Source organism: Falsihalocynthiibacter sp. CO-5D18, assembly GCF_041205445.1.
Classification (GTDB): Bacteria; Pseudomonadota; Alphaproteobacteria; order Rhodobacterales; family Rhodobacteraceae; genus Falsihalocynthiibacter; species Falsihalocynthiibacter arcticus.
The window spans coordinates 225,803-244,241 of sequence record NZ_JBGFCF010000001.1; the positions used below are offsets into that span (position 1 = coordinate 225,803).

The following is an 18,439-nucleotide window of genomic DNA, read 5'->3' on the forward strand; positions in this document are numbered from 1 at the left end:
TTCCGCGCCACATCAATGTGTGGCGCGGGTCTCCTTTTCTTCTTGGGCCACGCGGGCAAAATCCACAAAGGTTCTGATGACTTTAACATCGCGGCGTTGGGCCATATGCAACATCACTTCGCTCATCTGGATGTCGACGCCTTGAAGGTGGATTTTTGTGAAGCGATCATCGTTGCCAAACTCCGCCTCCGACACAAACCCAATCCCTGCGCCAGAAGCCACAACTTCACGCACCGCTTCCCGCCCCTCCGCAACAATCGCCGGTGTCAGGCTTAGCCCCTGTTTCTTAGCAACTTCCTCAAGTTGTTGACGGGTTTTGGAGCCAGTCTCGCGGAAAATGAGCGGGTACTTAGTCAACTCCTTCAGGGTAAGCGCGGTTTTGGACGGGGGTAGGAAATCATGTGCGGCGAAGGCCATAATCTGGCTTGATCCAAGATTCATGATTTCCATATCCCTGCCGGGTGCCATGCTGCCCGCAATGCCAATATCCGCATTATAGCCACGCAATTCCTCAAGGATATCTTCCGTGTTTCCAGTCCGTAAAGTGACGGTGATATTGGGATAGCGATTGCGAAATTTGCCCAGAAAAAACGTAATATGGTGCGCAGAATCCGCGATAATACGCAGCTCTCCATCCACCGTGGCGCTGGTTGCCGACATGTATTCTTCAATCTGCTGTTCGATCTCGAAATATTGTTTGGTATAGCGAAAAAGGCGGTCCCCCTCTGAGGTCAGAGACACCATTTTACGCTCGCGATGGAATAACAGCACGTCATAGTCTTGTTCCAGTTTGCGGACTTGCTCGGAAATCGCGGGTTGGGTGAGGTAAAGCGCTTCTGCGGCTCGTGAAAACCCGCCCGTTAAGGCAACGTAATGAAAGGCTTTTAGCTGGCTGTGGCGCATATTTTTGGCTTTCATTTATTTCATAAGCTGAGCCTATGATTTGATTGTAATTAGCAATTTCACATATAGGTTGGAATTCTGCAATGGTCGTTTTGAAAGTCACTTCGGAGAGATAAAATGGCCGCTCCAGAATTCAAAATACCCCGCCCACATTTGGGCGAGCCTTACCTTCTTACCCCCGGTCCGTTGACCACATCCTACGCCGTCAAACAGTCGATGTTGCGCGACTGGGGAAGCTGGGACGATGATTTCCGCGGTATGACGCGCGAGTTGCGGGCGCGTTTGCTTGATCTTTTGGGTGCAGGCAAAGAAGCCTTCGATTGTGTCCCAATGCAAGGCAGCGGCACGTTTTCCGTTGAGGCCATGTTGGGGTCGTTTATCCCTCGCAACGGCAAGGTTTTGGTGCTTGCCAATGGCGCCTACGGCAAACGCACGGCGCAGACGCTGGAATATCTTGGGCGCGCACATGTGGTTCTGGACAAGGGCGATTACCTGCCGCCACGCGGCGCAGAGGTCGCGAAAATCTTGGCCGACGATCCGGCCATCACCCACGTTGTCGCCATCCATTGCGAAACCAGTTCGGGAATTTTGAACCCAGTTGAGGAGGTTTCCGAAGTCACCTATGCAGCGGGTCGTAAGCTGTTGATTGACTCCATGTCGGCCTTTGGCGCGATTGAATTGAAAGTTGCGGATATCCGCTACGAAGCGCTGGTGTCTTCGGCCAATAAATGCATCGAGGGCGTGCCCGGGTTTGGCTTTATCATCGCGCGCAAAACCGAGCTTGAGGCTGCCAAGGGCAATAGCCATTCCTTGAGTTTGGACGTCCATGCCCAATGGGCGCATATGAATAAAACCGAGCAATGGCGCTTTACGCCGCCCACCCATGTGGTGGCTGCATTCCTTGTGGCATTGCGCGCCCATGAGGCCGAAGGCGGTGTCGCAGGGCGCGGCGGGCGCTATGCGAGAAACCGCGATGTGATGGTTGCTGGCATGCGCGACCTTGGGTTTGAAACCCTGCTCAAAGATCGCTGGCTTTCCCCCATCATTGTCACATTCTTTTGTCCTTCGGATGATAACTTTGCCTTTGATCGCTTTTACGAACTGATGAAGGACAAAGGGTTTATCATCTACCCTGGAAAATTGACCGTCGTCGACAGTTTTCGCGTCGGTTGTATCGGCCAAATGGACGAACATGTTATGCGGCAAGTTGTTGCCGCTGCCAAAGAAGCGCTTGCTGAAATGGGCGTTGCAAATGCAGCACCACCCGCGCGCGCCCTAGAAGAACGCGCTGTCTTAGCCGCTTGATTACAAAAGGAAATACCACATGACCATTCAATCTCCCATCGTCGTCAATGGGCGCGCGTACCCCGTTCCCAAAACCTGCGCCATCGCCATTTGTCTGGACGGTTGCGAGCCGGAATATCTGGAGGTCGCTATCGCCGACGGTTTGATGCCAACCCTCAAACGGATGCGCGAAACAGGCACTGACAGGTTGGCGCATTCCGTGATCCCGTCGTTCACCAACCCCAATAATCTGTCCATCGCAACGGGACGCCCGCCTGTTGTGCATGGCATTTGCGGCAACTATTTGTACGAGCCGGAAACCGGCGAAGAAGTCATGATGAACGACGTGCGTTTCCTGCGCGCGCCCACCATTTTCAAGACGTTTTATGATGCCGGTGCGCGGGTTGCGATTGTCACCGCAAAGGATAAATTGCGCGCGCTTTTAGGGGCGGGCCTGACGTTTGAGGACGACCGCGCCAAGTGCTTTTCAGCCGAGAAATCCGATACCTCCACACAGGCCGAGCATGGTCAGGAAGCCGCGAGCAAATGGCTCGGTATGGAGCAACCTAATGTCTATTCCGCCGAATTGTCTGAGTTTGTTTTCGCAGCAGGGGTCAAGCTTCTGCGTGAGTGGAAGCCCGATGTGATGTACCTGACCACGACCGATTTTGTGCAACATAAATACGCCCCGCATCAGCCCGAAGCCAAAGCATTCTACGAAATGTTCGACAAATACCTGACCGAACTTGATGCCATGGGCGCGGCGATTGTGGTTACGGCCGATCATGGAATGAAGCCAAAACACCTCGCCGATGGATCGCCTGCGGTGGTCTATGTTCAGGACCTACTCGATGAGTGGCTTGGCGAAGCGGCGGCGCGTTTGATCCTGCCAATCACCGACCCCTATGTTGTGCACCACGGCGCCTTGGGGTCCTTCGCTACAGCGTATTTGCCAGAGGGTGCCGATCAGGCCGATATCATGGCCAAGCTGCGCGCGACGAAGGGTATCACCGATGTTCTGACCAACGCTGACGCGGTTGCGCGGTTTGAACTGCCAAGTGATCGTATTGGCGACATTATTTTGGTTTCGGGCGAGAATATTTGCATCGGAACCTCGGAGCATCGCCATGATTTGGCCGCGCTCAAGGAACCGCTGCGCAGCCACGGTGGGTTAACCGAACAAGAGGTTCCCTTCATTTGCAACCGTGTCTTGCCGCTGCCTGAACGTCCCGTTTTGCGCAATTTTGATGCGTTCTTTTACGCCACTACAGCGGCGGCCCTTTAAAAAATGGCCGTTCTCAAATCTGAAATCCGCAACGAAGGCATGCGCATCGGGGGCGAAATTGTCTTTACCGACGATGTGATCCCCGTTCACTATCCTTTCACAAACGAGGTGGTTGGCTCTGTTCCTGCGGGCACGGCCGAACATGCAAAACGTGCGTTCGAGATTGCGGCAAACTACACCCCTAAATTGAGCCGCTATGAGCGCAGCCAGATTTTGCGGCGGACGGGGGAGCTGATTGGAGAGCGGCGCGATTATCTTGCGAAATGGTTGACGCTTGAGTTGGGGATTTGCCACCAACATGCGATTTATGAAACCAAACGCGCGCAGGATGTGTATCTATTTGCCGCGCAACAGGCGCTGGTGGATGACGGCGAGATTTTCTCCTGTGACTTGACGCATAACGGCAAACCGCGCAAGATTTTTACCAAGCGCGAACCCGTGCGGGCGATTTCGGCGATCACCCCGTTCAACCACCCGCTCAACATGGTCAGCCATAAAATAGCGCCCTCGATTGCTACCAACAATTGCATGGTCCTTAAGCCCACTGAGCTGACGCCCCTCACCGCGATTGCGCTGGCGGATATCCTCTATGAGGCCGGATTACCGCACGAAATGCTCCAGATTGTTACGGGGTGGCCCAAGGATATCGGCGAAGAAATGATGGTGAACGAGAACATCGATATCGTCACATTTACGGGCGGCGTGCCCGTGGGTAAACTGATTGCAGCCAAAGCGGGCTATAAACGTCTGGCGTTGGAATTGGGTGGCAATGACCCGTTTATCGTTTGCAATGACCTGTCTGATGAAGACCTCGAAAAAGCCGCGTCGATTGCCGTCGCGGGAGCGATTGGCAACTCTGGCCAACGCTGTACCGCGATCAAACGCATTCTGGTTCAAGAGTCTGTGGCGGATAAATTCGTGCCGATGGTTCTGGCCAAGGCCAAAGCGGTGAAGTTTGGCGATCCCCAAGATCCCGAAACGGAACTGGGCTGCGTGATCCATGCAGAGGCGGCAGAACTCTTTGAAAAACGTGTGTTCATGGCGGAGAAGGAAGGTGCGAAGATACTTTACCATCCCGGCCGTCAAGGCGCACTTCTTCCGCCCATTGTGATTGACCACGTGCGCCATGACAGCGAGTTGGTGATGGAGGAAACCTTTGGCCCCATCGTGCCCATCGTCCGTGTTCCCGACGATGACACCGAGGTCATGCGGATTTCAAACTCCACGAATTTCGGCCTGAGTTCCGGTGTCTGTACCAATGATTTAAACCGCGCGATTGCCTATATCAACGGTCTTGATGTCGGCACCTGTAACATTTGGGAGCAACCCGGTTATCGTATCGAAATGTCCCCCTTTGGCGGCATCAAAGACAGCGGTAATGCGGTTAAGGAGGGCGTGATCGAGGCGATGAAATTCTTTACTAACGTCAAAACCTACTCCCTGCCGTGGCCTGAATAACGTCAAATCATCTGTCTCGTTTTTCCCAATTGAGGTCCCATGTCCAAAAAGATTGTCCACACTGAAGGCGAGTCAAACACATCAGACGCCCGCCAAGCTTGGTTGAAAAAATCGATCGGTCCGCGGTCCGCGCCATTGCTTGAGAGGGATTCAAATGCTTTTCTGCATCAAAGTCTGTCGAGCCCCTGTGTGAGCACAATCGCCAAGGCCGAAGGGATTTGGATCGAGGACATGGACGGGCGGCGCTATATGGATTTCCACGGAAATTCGGTGCATCACATCGGATATGGCCACCCGAAATTGGTGGCGGCAATCAAAAAGCAGCTGGATGATCTGCCCTTTGCACCGCGTCGTTTTACCAATGATCCCGCCGTCGAATTGGCCGAAAAAATTGCCGAAATCGCACCGGGGGATTTGTGTAAAACACTGTTTACCACGGGCGGGTCGGACGCAAATGAAGTCGCGTTAAAGATCGCGCGTGCGGCAACGGGGCGGTTCAAAACCGTGTCGTTTTGGGATGCATTTCACGGCGCGGGGTTGGGCGCGGCGAGTGTCGGCGGCGAAGCAACCTTCCGCAGCCACATCGCCGGACCGCTTTTGTCGGGCACCGAACACGTCGCGCCATTTGCCTGTTATCGCTGCCCGTATAATCACGCGGGGCCGGATGTTTGCGGCTTGGCCTGCGCGCAGATGGTCGAATATGTTTTGGAACGGGAAGGCGACGTCGCCGCCGTAATCGCCGAGCCAATGCGGGCCGTGCCTTATGTGCCGCCGCCTGGATTTTGGAAGGTCGTCCGCGAGGCCTGTCATCGTCATGGCGCCTTGCTGATTTTCGATGAAATCCCAACGGGCTTGGGCAAAACGGGCAAAATGTTTGCCTTTGAGCACGACGATGTCATCCCCGATATTGTCACGATGGGCAAAGCTTTGGGCGGGGGAATTCTTCCGATTGCGGCCTGTGTTGCACGACGTGAATTGGATGTTTGCGGCGATTTTGCCATCGGCCATTATACCCACGAGAAAAACCCCGTGACTGCGCGCGCCGCCCTCACGACCATTCAAATCATCGAGGAAGAGGGACTTGTTGCGCGTGCGGCCGAACTTGGCGATTACGCGATGGCGCAGTTGCAAGACCGCCTTGGGGATGTGCAAATCGTTGGCGATATACGGGGGCGTGGCTTGATGTTTGGCGTAGAGATCGTTGAGGACCGCGCCGCGAAAACCCAAGGCAATGCGCGCGCCGAACGAATTTATTATGCCTGCCTTGAAGCCGGGTTGAGCTTTAAAATCAGTCAAGGTTGTGTCCTTACCCTTTCGCCGCCCCTCACCATCGCAAAGGCCGATCTTGATCGCGCATTGGATATTGTGGTGACGGCGATCAAGGAGGCGGCTTGACGGACGAGGCCCATTTCGACGTCGCGATTATCGGTGGCGGCATCAATGGCGCGAGTGCGGCACAGCATTTGAGTGCGGCGGGGTACCGCGTTTTGGTCGTGGAAAAAGACGACTTTGCCAATGGGGCCACCAGTCGGTCCAGTCGCTTGTTGCATTGTGGGCTGCGTCATTTGGCGAATGGTGATCGGTTGCGCGATCTGTTGCGTCATCCCCTGCGGTTGATGCGCGCGCTCGCGACAGTGCGCGAAGATATGTTGGCGCGGGACGAGTTGGTCGCCACCCTTCCTGAGCAGGTTAAAGCGATGAAATTTTGCTTGCCAATTTACAAGGATGATCCCTATCCCGCGTGGCTTCTTGATCTCGCCTTTGCGGCTCTGAGGTTGGCAAGTCCGCGGGGTGTGCCGCTTGAGTATCGCCGGTATCGCCCTTCCGAAATGCAGAAAATCCCGATTTATCCATGGTTGCGTACGCCTGAAAAACTGCGCGGGCTTGTGGTGTTTCGGGAGTATATTTTCGACTGGCCCGAACGAATTGCGCTGGATGCCTTATTGGATGCGCGTCGGATGGGGGCCGACATTCGCAACTATACCCAAGTGACGGCGTTGCACCGCGAGGGTAACCAGTGGCAGTTGAATTTGCGAAAGTCCGACGGGGAACAGGCCAAGGTGACCGCGCAAACAGTGCTTAATTTTTCGGGCGCTTGGGTTGATGCGGTGCATCAGTTTACGGGCGATCCAGTGGGGAAAATCTGTCAGGGGATCAAGGGCATCCACATCGCGATTCAACTGCCAGAGGCTTTTGTCGATCATGGCGTTTTTACCTACAACAGCCTTGGCGAACCGCTCTATTGCCTGCCGTGGCGCGGCATTCATTACGTGGGCCTGACGCGTACGCCGTTCACGGGCGATGCCAGCGATATTTCGGCCTCGGATCAGGAAATCGACTGGATACTTGCCGAAACTAACCGCGTGATGCCCGACCTGAATTTGGGGCGTTCGGATGTCTTGTATAGTTGGGCGGGGGTCAATCCGCTAACATATGATCCACAGGAAGCTTTGGGCAGTCGCGAGATTAAAATCCACGACATGGCGTCCCACGGAATGGAGGGTATGTTTGCCTTGACGGGAGGCGCGATCATGACCCATCGGCGTGTCGCGCGGCGAGTTGTTCAGAAGATTAGGGCCAACATTCAGCCGTCCGTCGCGCCGCAAGATATGCAATTTGGCGCGGGTCTGGGGAGGGTTGACGCCGAATGTGCGCAAAGCTTGACTGACGTTCTGTCGCGCAGGATGGGCCTTGCGTGGGACGCCGATCAGGGGCGCGACTCCGCCCGTGGGATCGCCGAAAAACTGGCTCCCAATCGGGGGTGGGACGCCCAAAGGATCGAAGCAGAACTGATGGACTATGAGGGCTACTTACAAACGGCGCGGCGCAAGCCAACGCAGGATTAATTTTCGAAAACAACGCCTTGGGATTGGGCGCGCAATCGGGGGTCTGTAGATTTCACCAACACATCGCGCCCTTCAAGCACCTCAAAACACCGCTCTAGGGTTTCCGCTTCTAACCGCTCCATCGCCCCCTCCGTATAGAACGTGAGATGCGGCGAGAGGATGACATTCGGGCGATTGAAAAGGGCGCTCATCGGGTGCCGCTCGCGCGCGAGCGGCTCTTGGGAATAAACATCAAGGCCAGCCCCCGCGATCCATTTCTCCTCGATGGCCCGCACCAACGCTTGTTCATCAACAATTGCGCCACGCGAGACATTCACCAGAAACGCAGTGCTTTTCATAGCCCGCAATTCGGCCTCACCGACCAAGTGGAGCGTATCATCATTCAGGACGCTGTGAATGGTGACAAAATCGCTCTGCGCCAACATTGCCTGTAATTCGTCGATCTTTTCTACACCGATTTCTTGCATGTCCTGCGCCGAAGTATGGGGGCTATAGGCGATGACACGGGCGTTAAAGCCTTGCCCTGCCATGCGCGCCATGCTGCGCCCGATTTTCCCGAGTCCGATAATTCCCACGGTTTTGCCGGCAATATCTGAGCCCATCCACGTCGGTTCCGGCCACGCCCAGCCTTCGCTGTTCATGTGCTGGTTCAAATGGGGGAGCCGCTTGGCGAGGGCGATCAACATAGCAAAAGCGCCTTCGGCCACCGTTTCTTCTGCGTATTCGGGAATGTTTACCACCGTCACGCCGTGCTCAATCGCGGCAGGAATATCTATTGCGTCAATTCCGACGCCGTATTTCACGATGCCTTTAAGCATGGGCGCATTTTCCAAAATGTGGCGCGTGATCGGCGTATAGCACATGAGGAGAAGGTCGGCGTCTTTTAGGGCTGCAATGAGATTCTGAGGGGTCGTCGCATCAGGAAGAAGCACCAATTCGTGGCCCGCCGCAATCAAGGCTTGATCCAAATAGGGTGTTTGTAATTCGCTGTCGGTTCTTACAATTCTCATGGTCAACCTTTCAAAATCGAAGCTGGTATAATTCACCCATTTAACAATTGCTCAAATACAAAAATGTGATCGGTCCATATGCTTGTCCTATATGTGCCCGTGGAATGGCGCGTAAAAATGCCAACGCTGGACCGAACTTCGAGACCCTTGAGGAAGATATGGAACCTTAACGTTCGTTCTGGTGCTGAGGTTGCTATCCGACGCGAGATTTAGGGATGCAAAGTACTAATTGTTTGTATAACAATGTTAATAATTAAAATTCAATTTTCCAAGGGTGGTGCGCTGTGGTATTTCAGACTTGCGTGACCTGGGTTCGCAAAAGCAAATTCCTTGTGTGCCTTTTCATGACGTGCCTGGTAGGGGCGCAGGCGTTGGCGCAGACGGCCAGTGAGATCACACCCGACACATTTCAGCCCCCGCTGCAGCGGTTAACGGGCGCAATTGTTTTTTCAGGGCAGTCGGGAACCGAGGCTCCTGCGGGATCAGAAAAGATTGAGATCACCCTGTCTGGGGTGGATTTGCAGGATGGTTTGCGCCAGATGGCAAAGGAAAACGCGGCGTTCGAAGCGCGGTTGACGCGTGGCCGCATTCCCGTATCTGAACTGTTCGAGGCGACCGCCGATCTTGAGGCGGCCTATGCCAACGCCGGATATGTTTTGGCGCGCGTCGTGTTACCACAGCAAACCTTGAACAACGGGGGCAGGCTGAAGGTCACGGTTGTTAACGGCTTTATCGAAGCGATTGATTCAACAAATGTTGCACCCAATATCCGTGCGCGCCTTGAGTTGTTGACGGCCCCATTGGTGGATCAGCCCGGCCTTACGCGTGCGGAACTTGAAAGTCAGCTGCTGTTGGCGGGCGATATGCCCGGGGTGGCTTTGCAGTCGGCACTGGCCGCAGGGGAGCTAGAGGGCGGCGCGATCATTGCGTTGGATCCTGAGTTTAGGCCGTTCACTGGTTTTATCGGATTTGGGAACCCCTATGGCGAAGATTTAGGGGGCAATAGCCTGAATATGGGCTTTGAGATCAATAGCCCGTTTAAGTTCGGCGAGACTTTTTATGCCCGTTTGTCGGGCGCACCGGGGGCGATGGAAACGTCTGATCCGCGCAATCGTATTTTTGCCATCGGGGCTGTGGTGCCGCTGGGATATTCCGGATTAACGATAAACGTTGAGGCGACCCAGAGCGAAACAAACCCGGACGTCGCCTTTTTCCCAACGCAATCCACCTTTGAGCGCAATGCGGTGCGCCTCGCTTATCCCTTTATACGGTCGCTTGATTTGAATGTGTCGGGGCTGTTTGCGTTGGATATGCAGACGGATCAGCAATCATTGAGAAGTGGGCCGCAGATATACGAAGATCGGCTCTCAATTTTGCGCCTCGGCGGTACCGTCTCGAAAATTCACGATAGTGGCGCGACGAGTTTTCTGGGTCTGACCGTGTCGCAGGGCATAGACGCCTTTGGAGCACGGGTCGAGGGCGATGCGGGATATGCGCCGTCACGCGCGGGTGCCAATGCGATCTTTACCAAGTTGAACGGCGCATTTTCGTATTTGAGCAACTTGTCTGAATCTGTGATGGTGGCTGTCTATGGGCGGTTCCAAACGTCGTTTGGCGATCCGCTACCAACATCAGAACAGTTTAGTTTGGTAGGTCCGACCGAATTGTCGGCGTTTGATTCCGGCGAGCTTCGGGGCGACAGTGGTTGGGTTCTGCATGCAGAAGTCTCGACCCTTCGCCAAGTCAGCCTAGGAGAGACGCCGCTTTTGGCGAGCCCCTATCTTTTTGCCGGTTTCGGACAAGCCTTTACCGAGAGGCCGACCTTCTATGAACAAAGCCGCGTCAATGCGTTTGTTTATGGTGTTGGCACCGATCTATTTACAGTAAATGAATCCAACTTCCGATCCGACAGTTTGCGGATAGAGTTTGGGAGAGGGAGCCGAGACGATGGGAAACCAGATGATTACAGATTCAGCATTACTGCCAATTCCCGCTTCTAAATTCGCCGCTCGTTTGCGCGGGGTTTTGCGCACCAGCGTGGCGGTATGTATTTGCTTGCCCAGTGTCGTATTCGCGCAAGCCTTGCCCCAGAACGGCACGGTGGTCAGCGGTAATGCAAACATCAGTACCGCAGGCACAGGCATGACCGTGCGCCAAGGGACCAACTCGGCCATCGTAAATTGGCAGAGCTTCTCGATTGGCACGGGCGCGGATGTTAATTTCATTCAGCCCAACGCGAATAGTGTGACTTTGAACCGTGTGACGGGCAGTACCACAAGTGACATTCACGGCAATCTGACGGCCAATGGCTCGGTCTATCTGATCAATCCCAATGGTATTTTTATTGGCCCAAATGGCGCGGTAAATGCGCAGGGTTTTGTGGCCTCGACGTTGGATATGACGAACGAAGATTTCAACAACGGCAGATTGCGGTTTAGTGGCGACGGCAATTCGGCCGCAGTCACCAACCAAGGGCGCGTCACCATTGGGCGGGGAGGCTATGCCGCGCTGCTTGGAGGGCACGTCCGCAACGACGGGATTGTGACCGTGCCGATGGGGCGGGTTGCCTTTGGCTCGGGCGAGCGGATTACGCTGGATTTTTCGGGTGACCAGTTTTTGCAGGTGGCTCTCCCGACGGGCGAAGACGCAGACGTGTTGATTGACAACGCTGGTGCGGTGCAGGCCAACGGCGGCTCAATCGAGATGCGGGCGGCGACGGCGCGTAACGCGGTGCGCAATGCGATCAACCTTTCAGGCGTGGCCGAAGCGCGGTCAGTTTCCGTGCACAATGGCAGCATTGTGCTGGGCGGCGGCAGTGGCGGCGGAGTGAACGTTTCCGGCACGGTCAACACACGCAGTGCCAGCAACGCCAACGCAGCTACCACAGGCGGCGAGATTACGATCACCGGACAAGACATCGTGCTAGACGGCGCGCAGATGGATGCCAGCGGCAATGGCGGCGGTGGTTTGGTGCGGATTGGTGGCGATTTCGCGGGCGAGGGTGCCTTGCCACGCGCCGATACGCTGTCGGCGGATGCAGAGACACGGATTATTGCCGACGGGCTTATGAACGGCGACGGTGGGCGGATTGCGCTTTGGTCCGACGTCAATACGGGTTTTGCTGGGGATTTGTCTGTGCGGGGCGGCGATATCGGTGGGGACGGCGGCTTTATCGAAGTTTCCAGTCGTCAGACGCTAGCCTATAGCGGGTTCGCTGATCGCCGTGCGCTAAACGGCATATGGGGAATGCTGCTTTTAGATCCAGGCGATGTGACCATAAATTCAGGTACTGGCGGGGATTATGGTGGCACAGTCGGTGTCGAAGGCAGCCTAGCGTTTGGCAATCTCACTATTGAGACGAATTCGCGCAGTGGCCCTCCGGGTGCGGGGACGATCACCATCAACGGCGATATTTCTTGGACCACGAGTACCTCCCTATATTTGACGGCTGACGTTGATATCGTGCTAAACGGCGCGATTAACGGGCAAAATGGCGGGTTGCAAATCTACGCGATAGGCGATGTCATCTCCAATTCCGCCACCAGCAGCATCGACGTGGAATCGCTTTACGTGGACGGAGGGAATTGGATTGAGGTCGGAGCGGCATTGACCCCGATCGACGTAACCTCCTTCTATCTGGATAGCTATGCTGCCACCTTCGTGCGCGCCACGGGTGGAACGGGTATTGAGAGCGATCCCTATATGATCGCCGATATCTATGGCTTGCAGGGGATAACATCAGGCAATACTTCAGCGGCGCATTTTGCTCTTCAAGGGGATATTGACGCCAGCAGTACGGAGTTTTGGCGCACGACCTATGGCTCAGGATTTTCCCCAATCAACACAGTGGACGGATCCTTGAATGGGAACGGCCATACGGTCAGTAACCTTTTTATCTTGCCTTCGTTTGATGAATCTGGCCCGAGTTCCGCAGCCTTCGCGTATGGTATTGGAACCACGGGTTCCATTTCGAACTTGTTCCTGACCGGCGTTGAAGTGGTTGGTTCCAATGCGGCAATTTTGGCGCTCTACAATGACGGCCTAATCAGCAACGTGCATGTTGACGGGGCAATTCAAACCGTTGGCAGCGCCGCCGGTGGTTTGGCGGCCTATAACAATGGTATCATTGAGGACAGCAGCGCCGATGTTTCTATCCTCGTGGAGGACACGTTTTTTGGAAATGGAAGCCCCCGTAGTTTCGGCGGATTGGCTGGGGAAAGTGCTGGCGTGATCCAGAATTCGACGGCGGTTGGTAGCATTACTCTGCCTATGAGCCTCGACAATCTCGCCGTCGGTGGCGCTGTGGGCGCGCAGTTTGGTGGGGATTTGATCAATACAAACGTCGATGTCGATATCTCGGCAACGGGGACGTTGTTTGCCAACGCGTATTTTGGTGGCCTTGTGGGGTATGTGGATGACGATCTTGGGGAAGGGGCTGTCGATGCAGAGCCATTAGGCGATGCGGCCCTCGGCTCTCCGAATGCGACCCTCACCAACAACACCTCTCGGGGTGATTTAACCTTTAACATTCAGACCGACCATACCAATCTTGACTCGCTATATGTTGGGGGCCAAGTCGGCTACTTGTCGGGCACATCCACATTAACACGAGGCCTCTCGTATGGCGATATTTCAGTCACATCCATCGGCACAACCAGCCTGAATGCAGGCGGTGCCATTGGGCGCGCCGATTTCAACGCCACCATCGGCCAAACGCGTTCTCTTGGCGGCAGTATGACCGTTGACTATGACGGTACGGGCGAGATTGGCGGATTTGTTGGGGCGAACGACGGGACGATCACGCAATCCGACACTGCAACCGCCCTCCGCAGTTACGGTTTTAATGACACGAGCATCGGTGGTTTTGCAGGGGCGAACCAAGGCATAATCATGCGGACCGCCGCCAATAACGAAATCTATGTTGATTTCAGCGGTGGTGACAAAGTGATTGGTGGCCACACGGGAAGCAATCTGGGTGGCTCAATCGACATGTCCTATACGACCGGAGATCTCATCGTTTCGGGCACATCGGCTGGCTATCAGTCCTATCTTTACGACGTTGGCTTGTTCGCAGGTCAACAATACGGCAGCGTCTCGGAAAGCTTCGCTGCACGCGATCTCTCCCTTGCCGACTCGCCCATGTTGAACTCTGGTTTCTCGGGTGACTTCAATGATTTATTGGGCTTCGTTGATGTGTTTTTTGATAGTGACCTGGCTGGATTTGCGGCGTCTGCTGATGGTGCGACCGGATATACGACGGCGCAATTGCAAGACACAGAGTTTTTCGTCTCCACCCTCGGGGGCCTGAGTGCTGGGTTTTCTATAACCGACTGGGCACCGGGGGCGGCGGGTTTCTATCCTGTTTTGTATAATCTTGTGCCAGTGATCTATGCTGAACCTGATCCCGTAACGGTTGTCTTTGGGCAAACGGCAAGTGCTACGACGACGGGCACCGTATATGGCGGAGTTGGGTCCTATGTTTTTGGGCCGGACGGCGATAGTGTAAATTTGGATACGCTATTTACCACACTGGTGTTCGGCGGAACCTCGGTTGGGCCGCAAGTGTTTACGTTGGCCACAACGGCGCTGACCAGTGCTCTGGACGTGATCTATCAAGTCATTGCGCGTGAAGGGGATGCAACGATTACAGCCGCACCGCCGCCGCCACCGCCGCCGCCACCGCCGCCGCCACCGCCGCCGCCGCCGCCACCGCCACCACCACCACCGCCGCCACCGGATCCAGATCCGAAACCGGAGCCGGTCGCTCCACCACCAGTGGTGCCTGAGTTTTTGCTGCCAAATCCGACGGACATCATTGTGGGCGGTGAAGGCCCCCAAAGTGTATTGACGATCCAAACGGTCACCACGCAGTCGGCGGCGACCGCATTGTCAGTGACGCAAGCAAGCGCGGATGGGCTGGTTTCAGCGACGAGTGCTTGTGACGAAAGTGGTGACGTTAATCAGTATCTGGCCTGTGTGTCCGATGCGCTGAATGATTTTGCGGATGAGCTGGATGCGATTGCCACGGATTTGCCACCGGGAATGGAAAACGTTGCGCAGATTGTGCAAACCGCACGGGCGGATATCGACCGTGCACGCACCCGCGCCACCAGCCGTTTGGCCAATGCCACAACAGACGCCGAGCGTCGGGCCATTCGCCGTGATGCGTTGAGTGAATCCACTGCGGCCCTCGCCACTGCTGCAAGCGAAATTCGCAAAGTGATCTCTTTGGTGCGGGTTGAAGACCCCGAGTTGGCGAGCATTCAGCGAGAAACGATTGTGACGGCCTCCGCTGCTGTGGACAATGTTGGAATTCAACTTTCGCGCGCTGTTGGACTTTAAGGGGAAGTTATGCTGAGAAATATTATTGCGTCTGTCCTATTGTGGGGGCTGACGGTTTCCGCCGTTTGGTCTGAGGGGCGTGTGGCCTTTGTTGTGGGCAACTCTGCCTATGAAAACGTCGGGGCACTGGACAATCCGATCAATGATGCTTTGGATATTTCCGTTGCCTTGGAGGGCCTTGGCTTTGACGTGATCTTGGGCAGCAACCAGAGCTTTGAGGCGATGTCCGACGCGATTTCACGGTTTTCGCAGGCGGCGCTGACGGCGGATGCTGTGCTGTTTTACTATGCGGGGCACGGGTTTCAGGTCAACGGCGAGAACTATCTGGTGCCGGTTGATGCGGTGATTGCACAGGCCAGTGATGTGGCAACAGCAACGATCCCTTTGTCCGATGTTATGAACGCAATGGAGCAATCAAAGGGTTTGAAACTTGTGTTTCTGGATGCCTGTCGCGACAACCCTTTTGCGGGCGGAGCAGCGGTCCCTGAGGCCGGAAGCGGTTTGGCACGGGTTGGCTCGTCGGCGGATTTCATGATTGGTTATGCAACCCAGCCCGACAATGTGGCCTATGACGGGACGGGGCGGAACAGTTTCTTTTCCGAGGCGATGCTGAACCATCTCTATACTCCGGGCCAGTCGATTTCCGAACTGATGATCGCGGTGCGCCGCGATGTTTTGGCGGCGACGGGCGGGCGACAAATTCCTTGGGATAACTCGTCCCTGACACGGCAGTTTCGCTTTGATAACAGCCCCGTAACCGCCTCCGAGGAAACGTTGTTGTGGCAGGTTGCGGCGAGCGAGAGCGATGCCAACTTGATGCAGTTATATGCCGAGCGCTATCCGCAGGGCGCGCATGTGGATGATGTGAATGCGTTTATTCAGAGCGGCGCGCAAACCCGCACGCTGGCGGACCGCGATGACGTGGCCGAGGCCGCGCGGTTATGGTCGTTGGCGCGGCGCAGTCGGATGCGCCCCCTGTTGGAATATTATCTGGAGCAGTACCCGACCGGCGCCGACGCCGAACAGGTCGCACGTCTTTTGGCGCTGATCCCCGAGGCCGATGACACCACACCGGGTGGGATTTGCGAGCGCTTGGCAACCCATCCTCGTGATGCGACGGCAAATCAGTCAGGCGTCAGTTTCGAGCAGTTGCAGCGCAATGCTTTCTCGGCGATTCAAGCCTGTTCTGCGGCTGCGGTTCGCTCGCCAGAGTTGCCCCATTACACCGCCCTTTTGGCGCGGGCGACGGCAGCCTCGGGAGAGATGGATCGGGCGGTGCAGTTGTATCAAAGTGCGGCAGAGCGCGGCGATTTACGCGCGATGGTCAGCCTTGCGCAATTAACGGAGTCAGGCAACGGCTTGCCACAGGACCAGACCCAAGCGCTGGCATTATATGAACGGGCCGCAGAGGGGGGAAGCGCTGATGCGATGATCAACCTCGCTATAACTCTGTTTGAGGGCGTGTTGCTCCCTGCCGACCCAGATCGCGGTGTGGCTTTGCTGCGGCGAGCGGCGGAGGGGGGCTCGGCCAAGGCCGTGTTCAACCTTGGTGTTTTGGCCCAGAGCGACCAGATCGATACGCCGGCGGATGCGCTGGACTACTTCCGCCGCGCCGCGCGCGATGGCGAAGTCGAAGGCTATCGTGCCGCTGCGATCTTGCTGGATGAAGGCCGAGGCATTGATCGCGACCCTGAAGCAGCGGCGGATTTGCTACTGCGCGGCTTGGCCGAAGATCGGGGCGCTTTGCTGCAACAATTGACGACCGCGTCGGATGACTGGTCCCGTGATACAATTTCTGCGGTTCAGTCGCGCCTGTTAGAAGCGGGATATTACACAAGCACCATTGATGGCCTGCCCGGACCGAACTTCACGTCTGCGCTGACGCGTTGGCGCAATGGTGGTTTTAACGCGGATGTTTTGAAGAGTTGAGCTGAACTGGGCTAGAAAAGCCGCCTTTCGTTGCGGGTATATGCGGCGCAAAGGGATTGTTTTGATTGAACACTTTCCTCGTTCAAAGGGCTTGTGGTGTTGATTGTGCGTTGATTTTTACTTGAATCGACCTTGCTCAATTACGCGGCCTTAGAAGGCTTGGAAATATATACTTGGTTGCATTCCGTCAGTATTGCGATAGTTTGTAGCCTGAAAGCGACTAGAGATGTCGCAAATAGACCTTCCACTTTTTTTGACAAAAAAAGGAATGCAGCCTGACTGCTGGGATGGCGTTTGCGAGGTTGCTGGGCTTTCTGCGAGTGCGCCAACACGTGGCTGACACTCGGTAAAACAAGAAATAAGAAGGAATTACCCATATGAAACGTATTATTATCGGCGCGGCATTCGCGGCACTCGCAGCCCCAACGGCGGCTTTGGCACAAGACCAGTGCGGCGAAGTTACGATCACTCAGATGAACTGGGATTCAGCTGCTATTGTTACGGCTGTCTCGAAATTCCTGATGGAACAGGGCTATGGGTGTGATGTAACGGCGGTGCCGTCGGACACGACGCCGGCGATGACGTCCCTTTCCGAAAACAACGAACCAGATATCGTAACCGAGTTGTGGGTTAACTCCGCAGGTGATGCTTACAAAAAGCTAAAAGCTGACGGCAAAATCGAAGAGTTGACCAGCGTCCTTGACCCCGGTGGTGTCGAAGGTTGGTGGCTTCCAACGTATCTTGTTGAAGCGCACCCAGAGCTTGCAACAATCCAAGGCGTGATGGACAATCCAGAACTGGTTGGTGGCATGTTTAACAACTGTCCTGATGGTTGGGGCTGTCGCATCGTCAATGACAACCTGATCCGCGCATTCAACCTTGAAGATAGCGGTATCGAAGTCTTTAATCACGGTTCCGGCGAAACGCTGGCGACTTCGATGGCTGCGGCTTATCAGAGCGAAGAACCTTGGTTTGGCTACTATTGGGGTCCAACGACGCCAATGGGTAAGTTTGCAATGACCAGCGTTGATCTTGGTGAATACGACGAAGCGGTACACGCGGCGAACCAAAACGCTGATGCGGCTGATCCTAAGGCATCGTCCTTCCCATCTGCACCCGTGCTGACGATTGTGACCAAAGACTTCATGGGTACGCACCCTGATATTGCGGACCTGATGAGCAAAGTGACCTTCAAGACGGACACAATGAGCCAACTTCTCGCTTGGAAAGAAGAGAACAACGCCTCTAACGAAGAAGCGGCTGTTTACTTCCTCAAGGGCAATCCTGAGGTTTGGGGAAGCTGGATCAATGAAGCGGCGACAGAAAAACTGTCTGCTCTTTTGAAATAAGCGAACTGCCTGTCTGATTGCTCGTTCAAGGGC

At 55.3% G+C, this 18,439-nt stretch carries 11 protein-coding genes; 9 read left to right on the forward strand and 2 right to left on the reverse strand.

The window, feature by feature from the left end:
* Nucleotides 1–12: 12 nt before the first annotated feature.
* Nucleotides 13–918, reverse strand: a complete 906-nt coding sequence (locus tag AB9F27_RS01065; protein ID WP_335583532.1) for a LysR substrate-binding domain-containing protein — start codon at nt 916–918, stop codon at nt 13–15.
* A gap of 102 nt (nt 919–1,020) precedes the next feature.
* On the opposite strand from AB9F27_RS01065, the gene AB9F27_RS01070 reads away from it, so the two are divergent.
* From AB9F27_RS01070 to AB9F27_RS01090, 5 genes are read left to right on the forward strand one after another with little or no spacing between them, the layout of a single operon-like run.
* Complete coding sequence (locus AB9F27_RS01070; protein WP_335583531.1) at nt 1,021–2,208, forward strand: 2-aminoethylphosphonate--pyruvate transaminase; 1,188 nt, start codon at nt 1,021–1,023, stop codon at nt 2,206–2,208.
* A 19-nt stretch (nt 2,209–2,227) separates the two neighbouring features.
* Nucleotides 2,228–3,472, forward strand: coding sequence for a phosphonoacetate hydrolase (phnA, locus tag AB9F27_RS01075; RefSeq protein WP_335583530.1), 1,245 nt, complete (start codon nt 2,228–2,230; stop codon nt 3,470–3,472).
* A gap of 3 nt (nt 3,473–3,475) precedes the next feature.
* Complete coding sequence (phnY, locus tag AB9F27_RS01080) at nt 3,476–4,930, forward strand: phosphonoacetaldehyde dehydrogenase (RefSeq protein ID WP_335583529.1); 1,455 nt, start codon at nt 3,476–3,478, stop codon at nt 4,928–4,930.
* A 39-nt stretch (nt 4,931–4,969) separates the two neighbouring features.
* Nucleotides 4,970–6,325, forward strand: coding sequence for an aspartate aminotransferase family protein (locus AB9F27_RS01085; RefSeq protein WP_335583528.1), 1,356 nt, complete (start codon nt 4,970–4,972; stop codon nt 6,323–6,325).
* Complete coding sequence (locus tag AB9F27_RS01090) at nt 6,322–7,776, forward strand: FAD-dependent oxidoreductase (protein ID WP_369757454.1); 1,455 nt, start codon at nt 6,322–6,324, stop codon at nt 7,774–7,776. The genes AB9F27_RS01085 and AB9F27_RS01090 overlap by 4 nt, the downstream gene beginning before the upstream one ends.
* Here AB9F27_RS01090 and AB9F27_RS01095 read toward each other — a convergent pair.
* Entirely contained in the window at nt 7,773–8,786 is a 1,014-nt protein-coding gene (locus AB9F27_RS01095) for a C-terminal binding protein (protein WP_335583526.1), read from the reverse strand. The genes AB9F27_RS01090 and AB9F27_RS01095 overlap by 4 nt on opposite strands.
* Nucleotides 8,787–9,130: 344 nt before the next feature.
* On the opposite strand from AB9F27_RS01095, the gene AB9F27_RS01100 reads away from it, so the two are divergent.
* The 4 genes from AB9F27_RS01100 to AB9F27_RS01115 all read left to right on the forward strand — a co-directional run bounded on the left by AB9F27_RS01100 (nt 9,131) and on the right by AB9F27_RS01115 (nt 18,406).
* Nucleotides 9,131–10,786 (forward strand): ShlB/FhaC/HecB family hemolysin secretion/activation protein, encoded by a 1,656-nt coding sequence (locus AB9F27_RS01100; protein ID WP_335583525.1) that lies wholly within the window; start codon nt 9,131–9,133, stop codon nt 10,784–10,786.
* Nucleotides 10,746–15,128 (forward strand): filamentous hemagglutinin N-terminal domain-containing protein, encoded by a 4,383-nt coding sequence (locus AB9F27_RS01105; protein WP_369757455.1) that lies wholly within the window; start codon nt 10,746–10,748, stop codon nt 15,126–15,128. The genes AB9F27_RS01100 and AB9F27_RS01105 overlap by 41 nt, the downstream gene beginning before the upstream one ends.
* A 9-nt stretch (nt 15,129–15,137) precedes the next feature.
* Nucleotides 15,138–17,057, forward strand: coding sequence for a caspase family protein (locus AB9F27_RS01110; RefSeq protein WP_335583523.1), 1,920 nt, complete (start codon nt 15,138–15,140; stop codon nt 17,055–17,057).
* A gap of 377 nt (nt 17,058–17,434) precedes the next feature.
* Nucleotides 17,435–18,406: an ABC transporter substrate-binding protein gene (locus AB9F27_RS01115; protein ID WP_335583522.1), complete on the forward strand. Its 972-nt coding sequence runs from the start codon at nt 17,435–17,437 to the stop codon at nt 18,404–18,406.
* Nucleotides 18,407–18,439 lie beyond the last annotated feature (33 nt).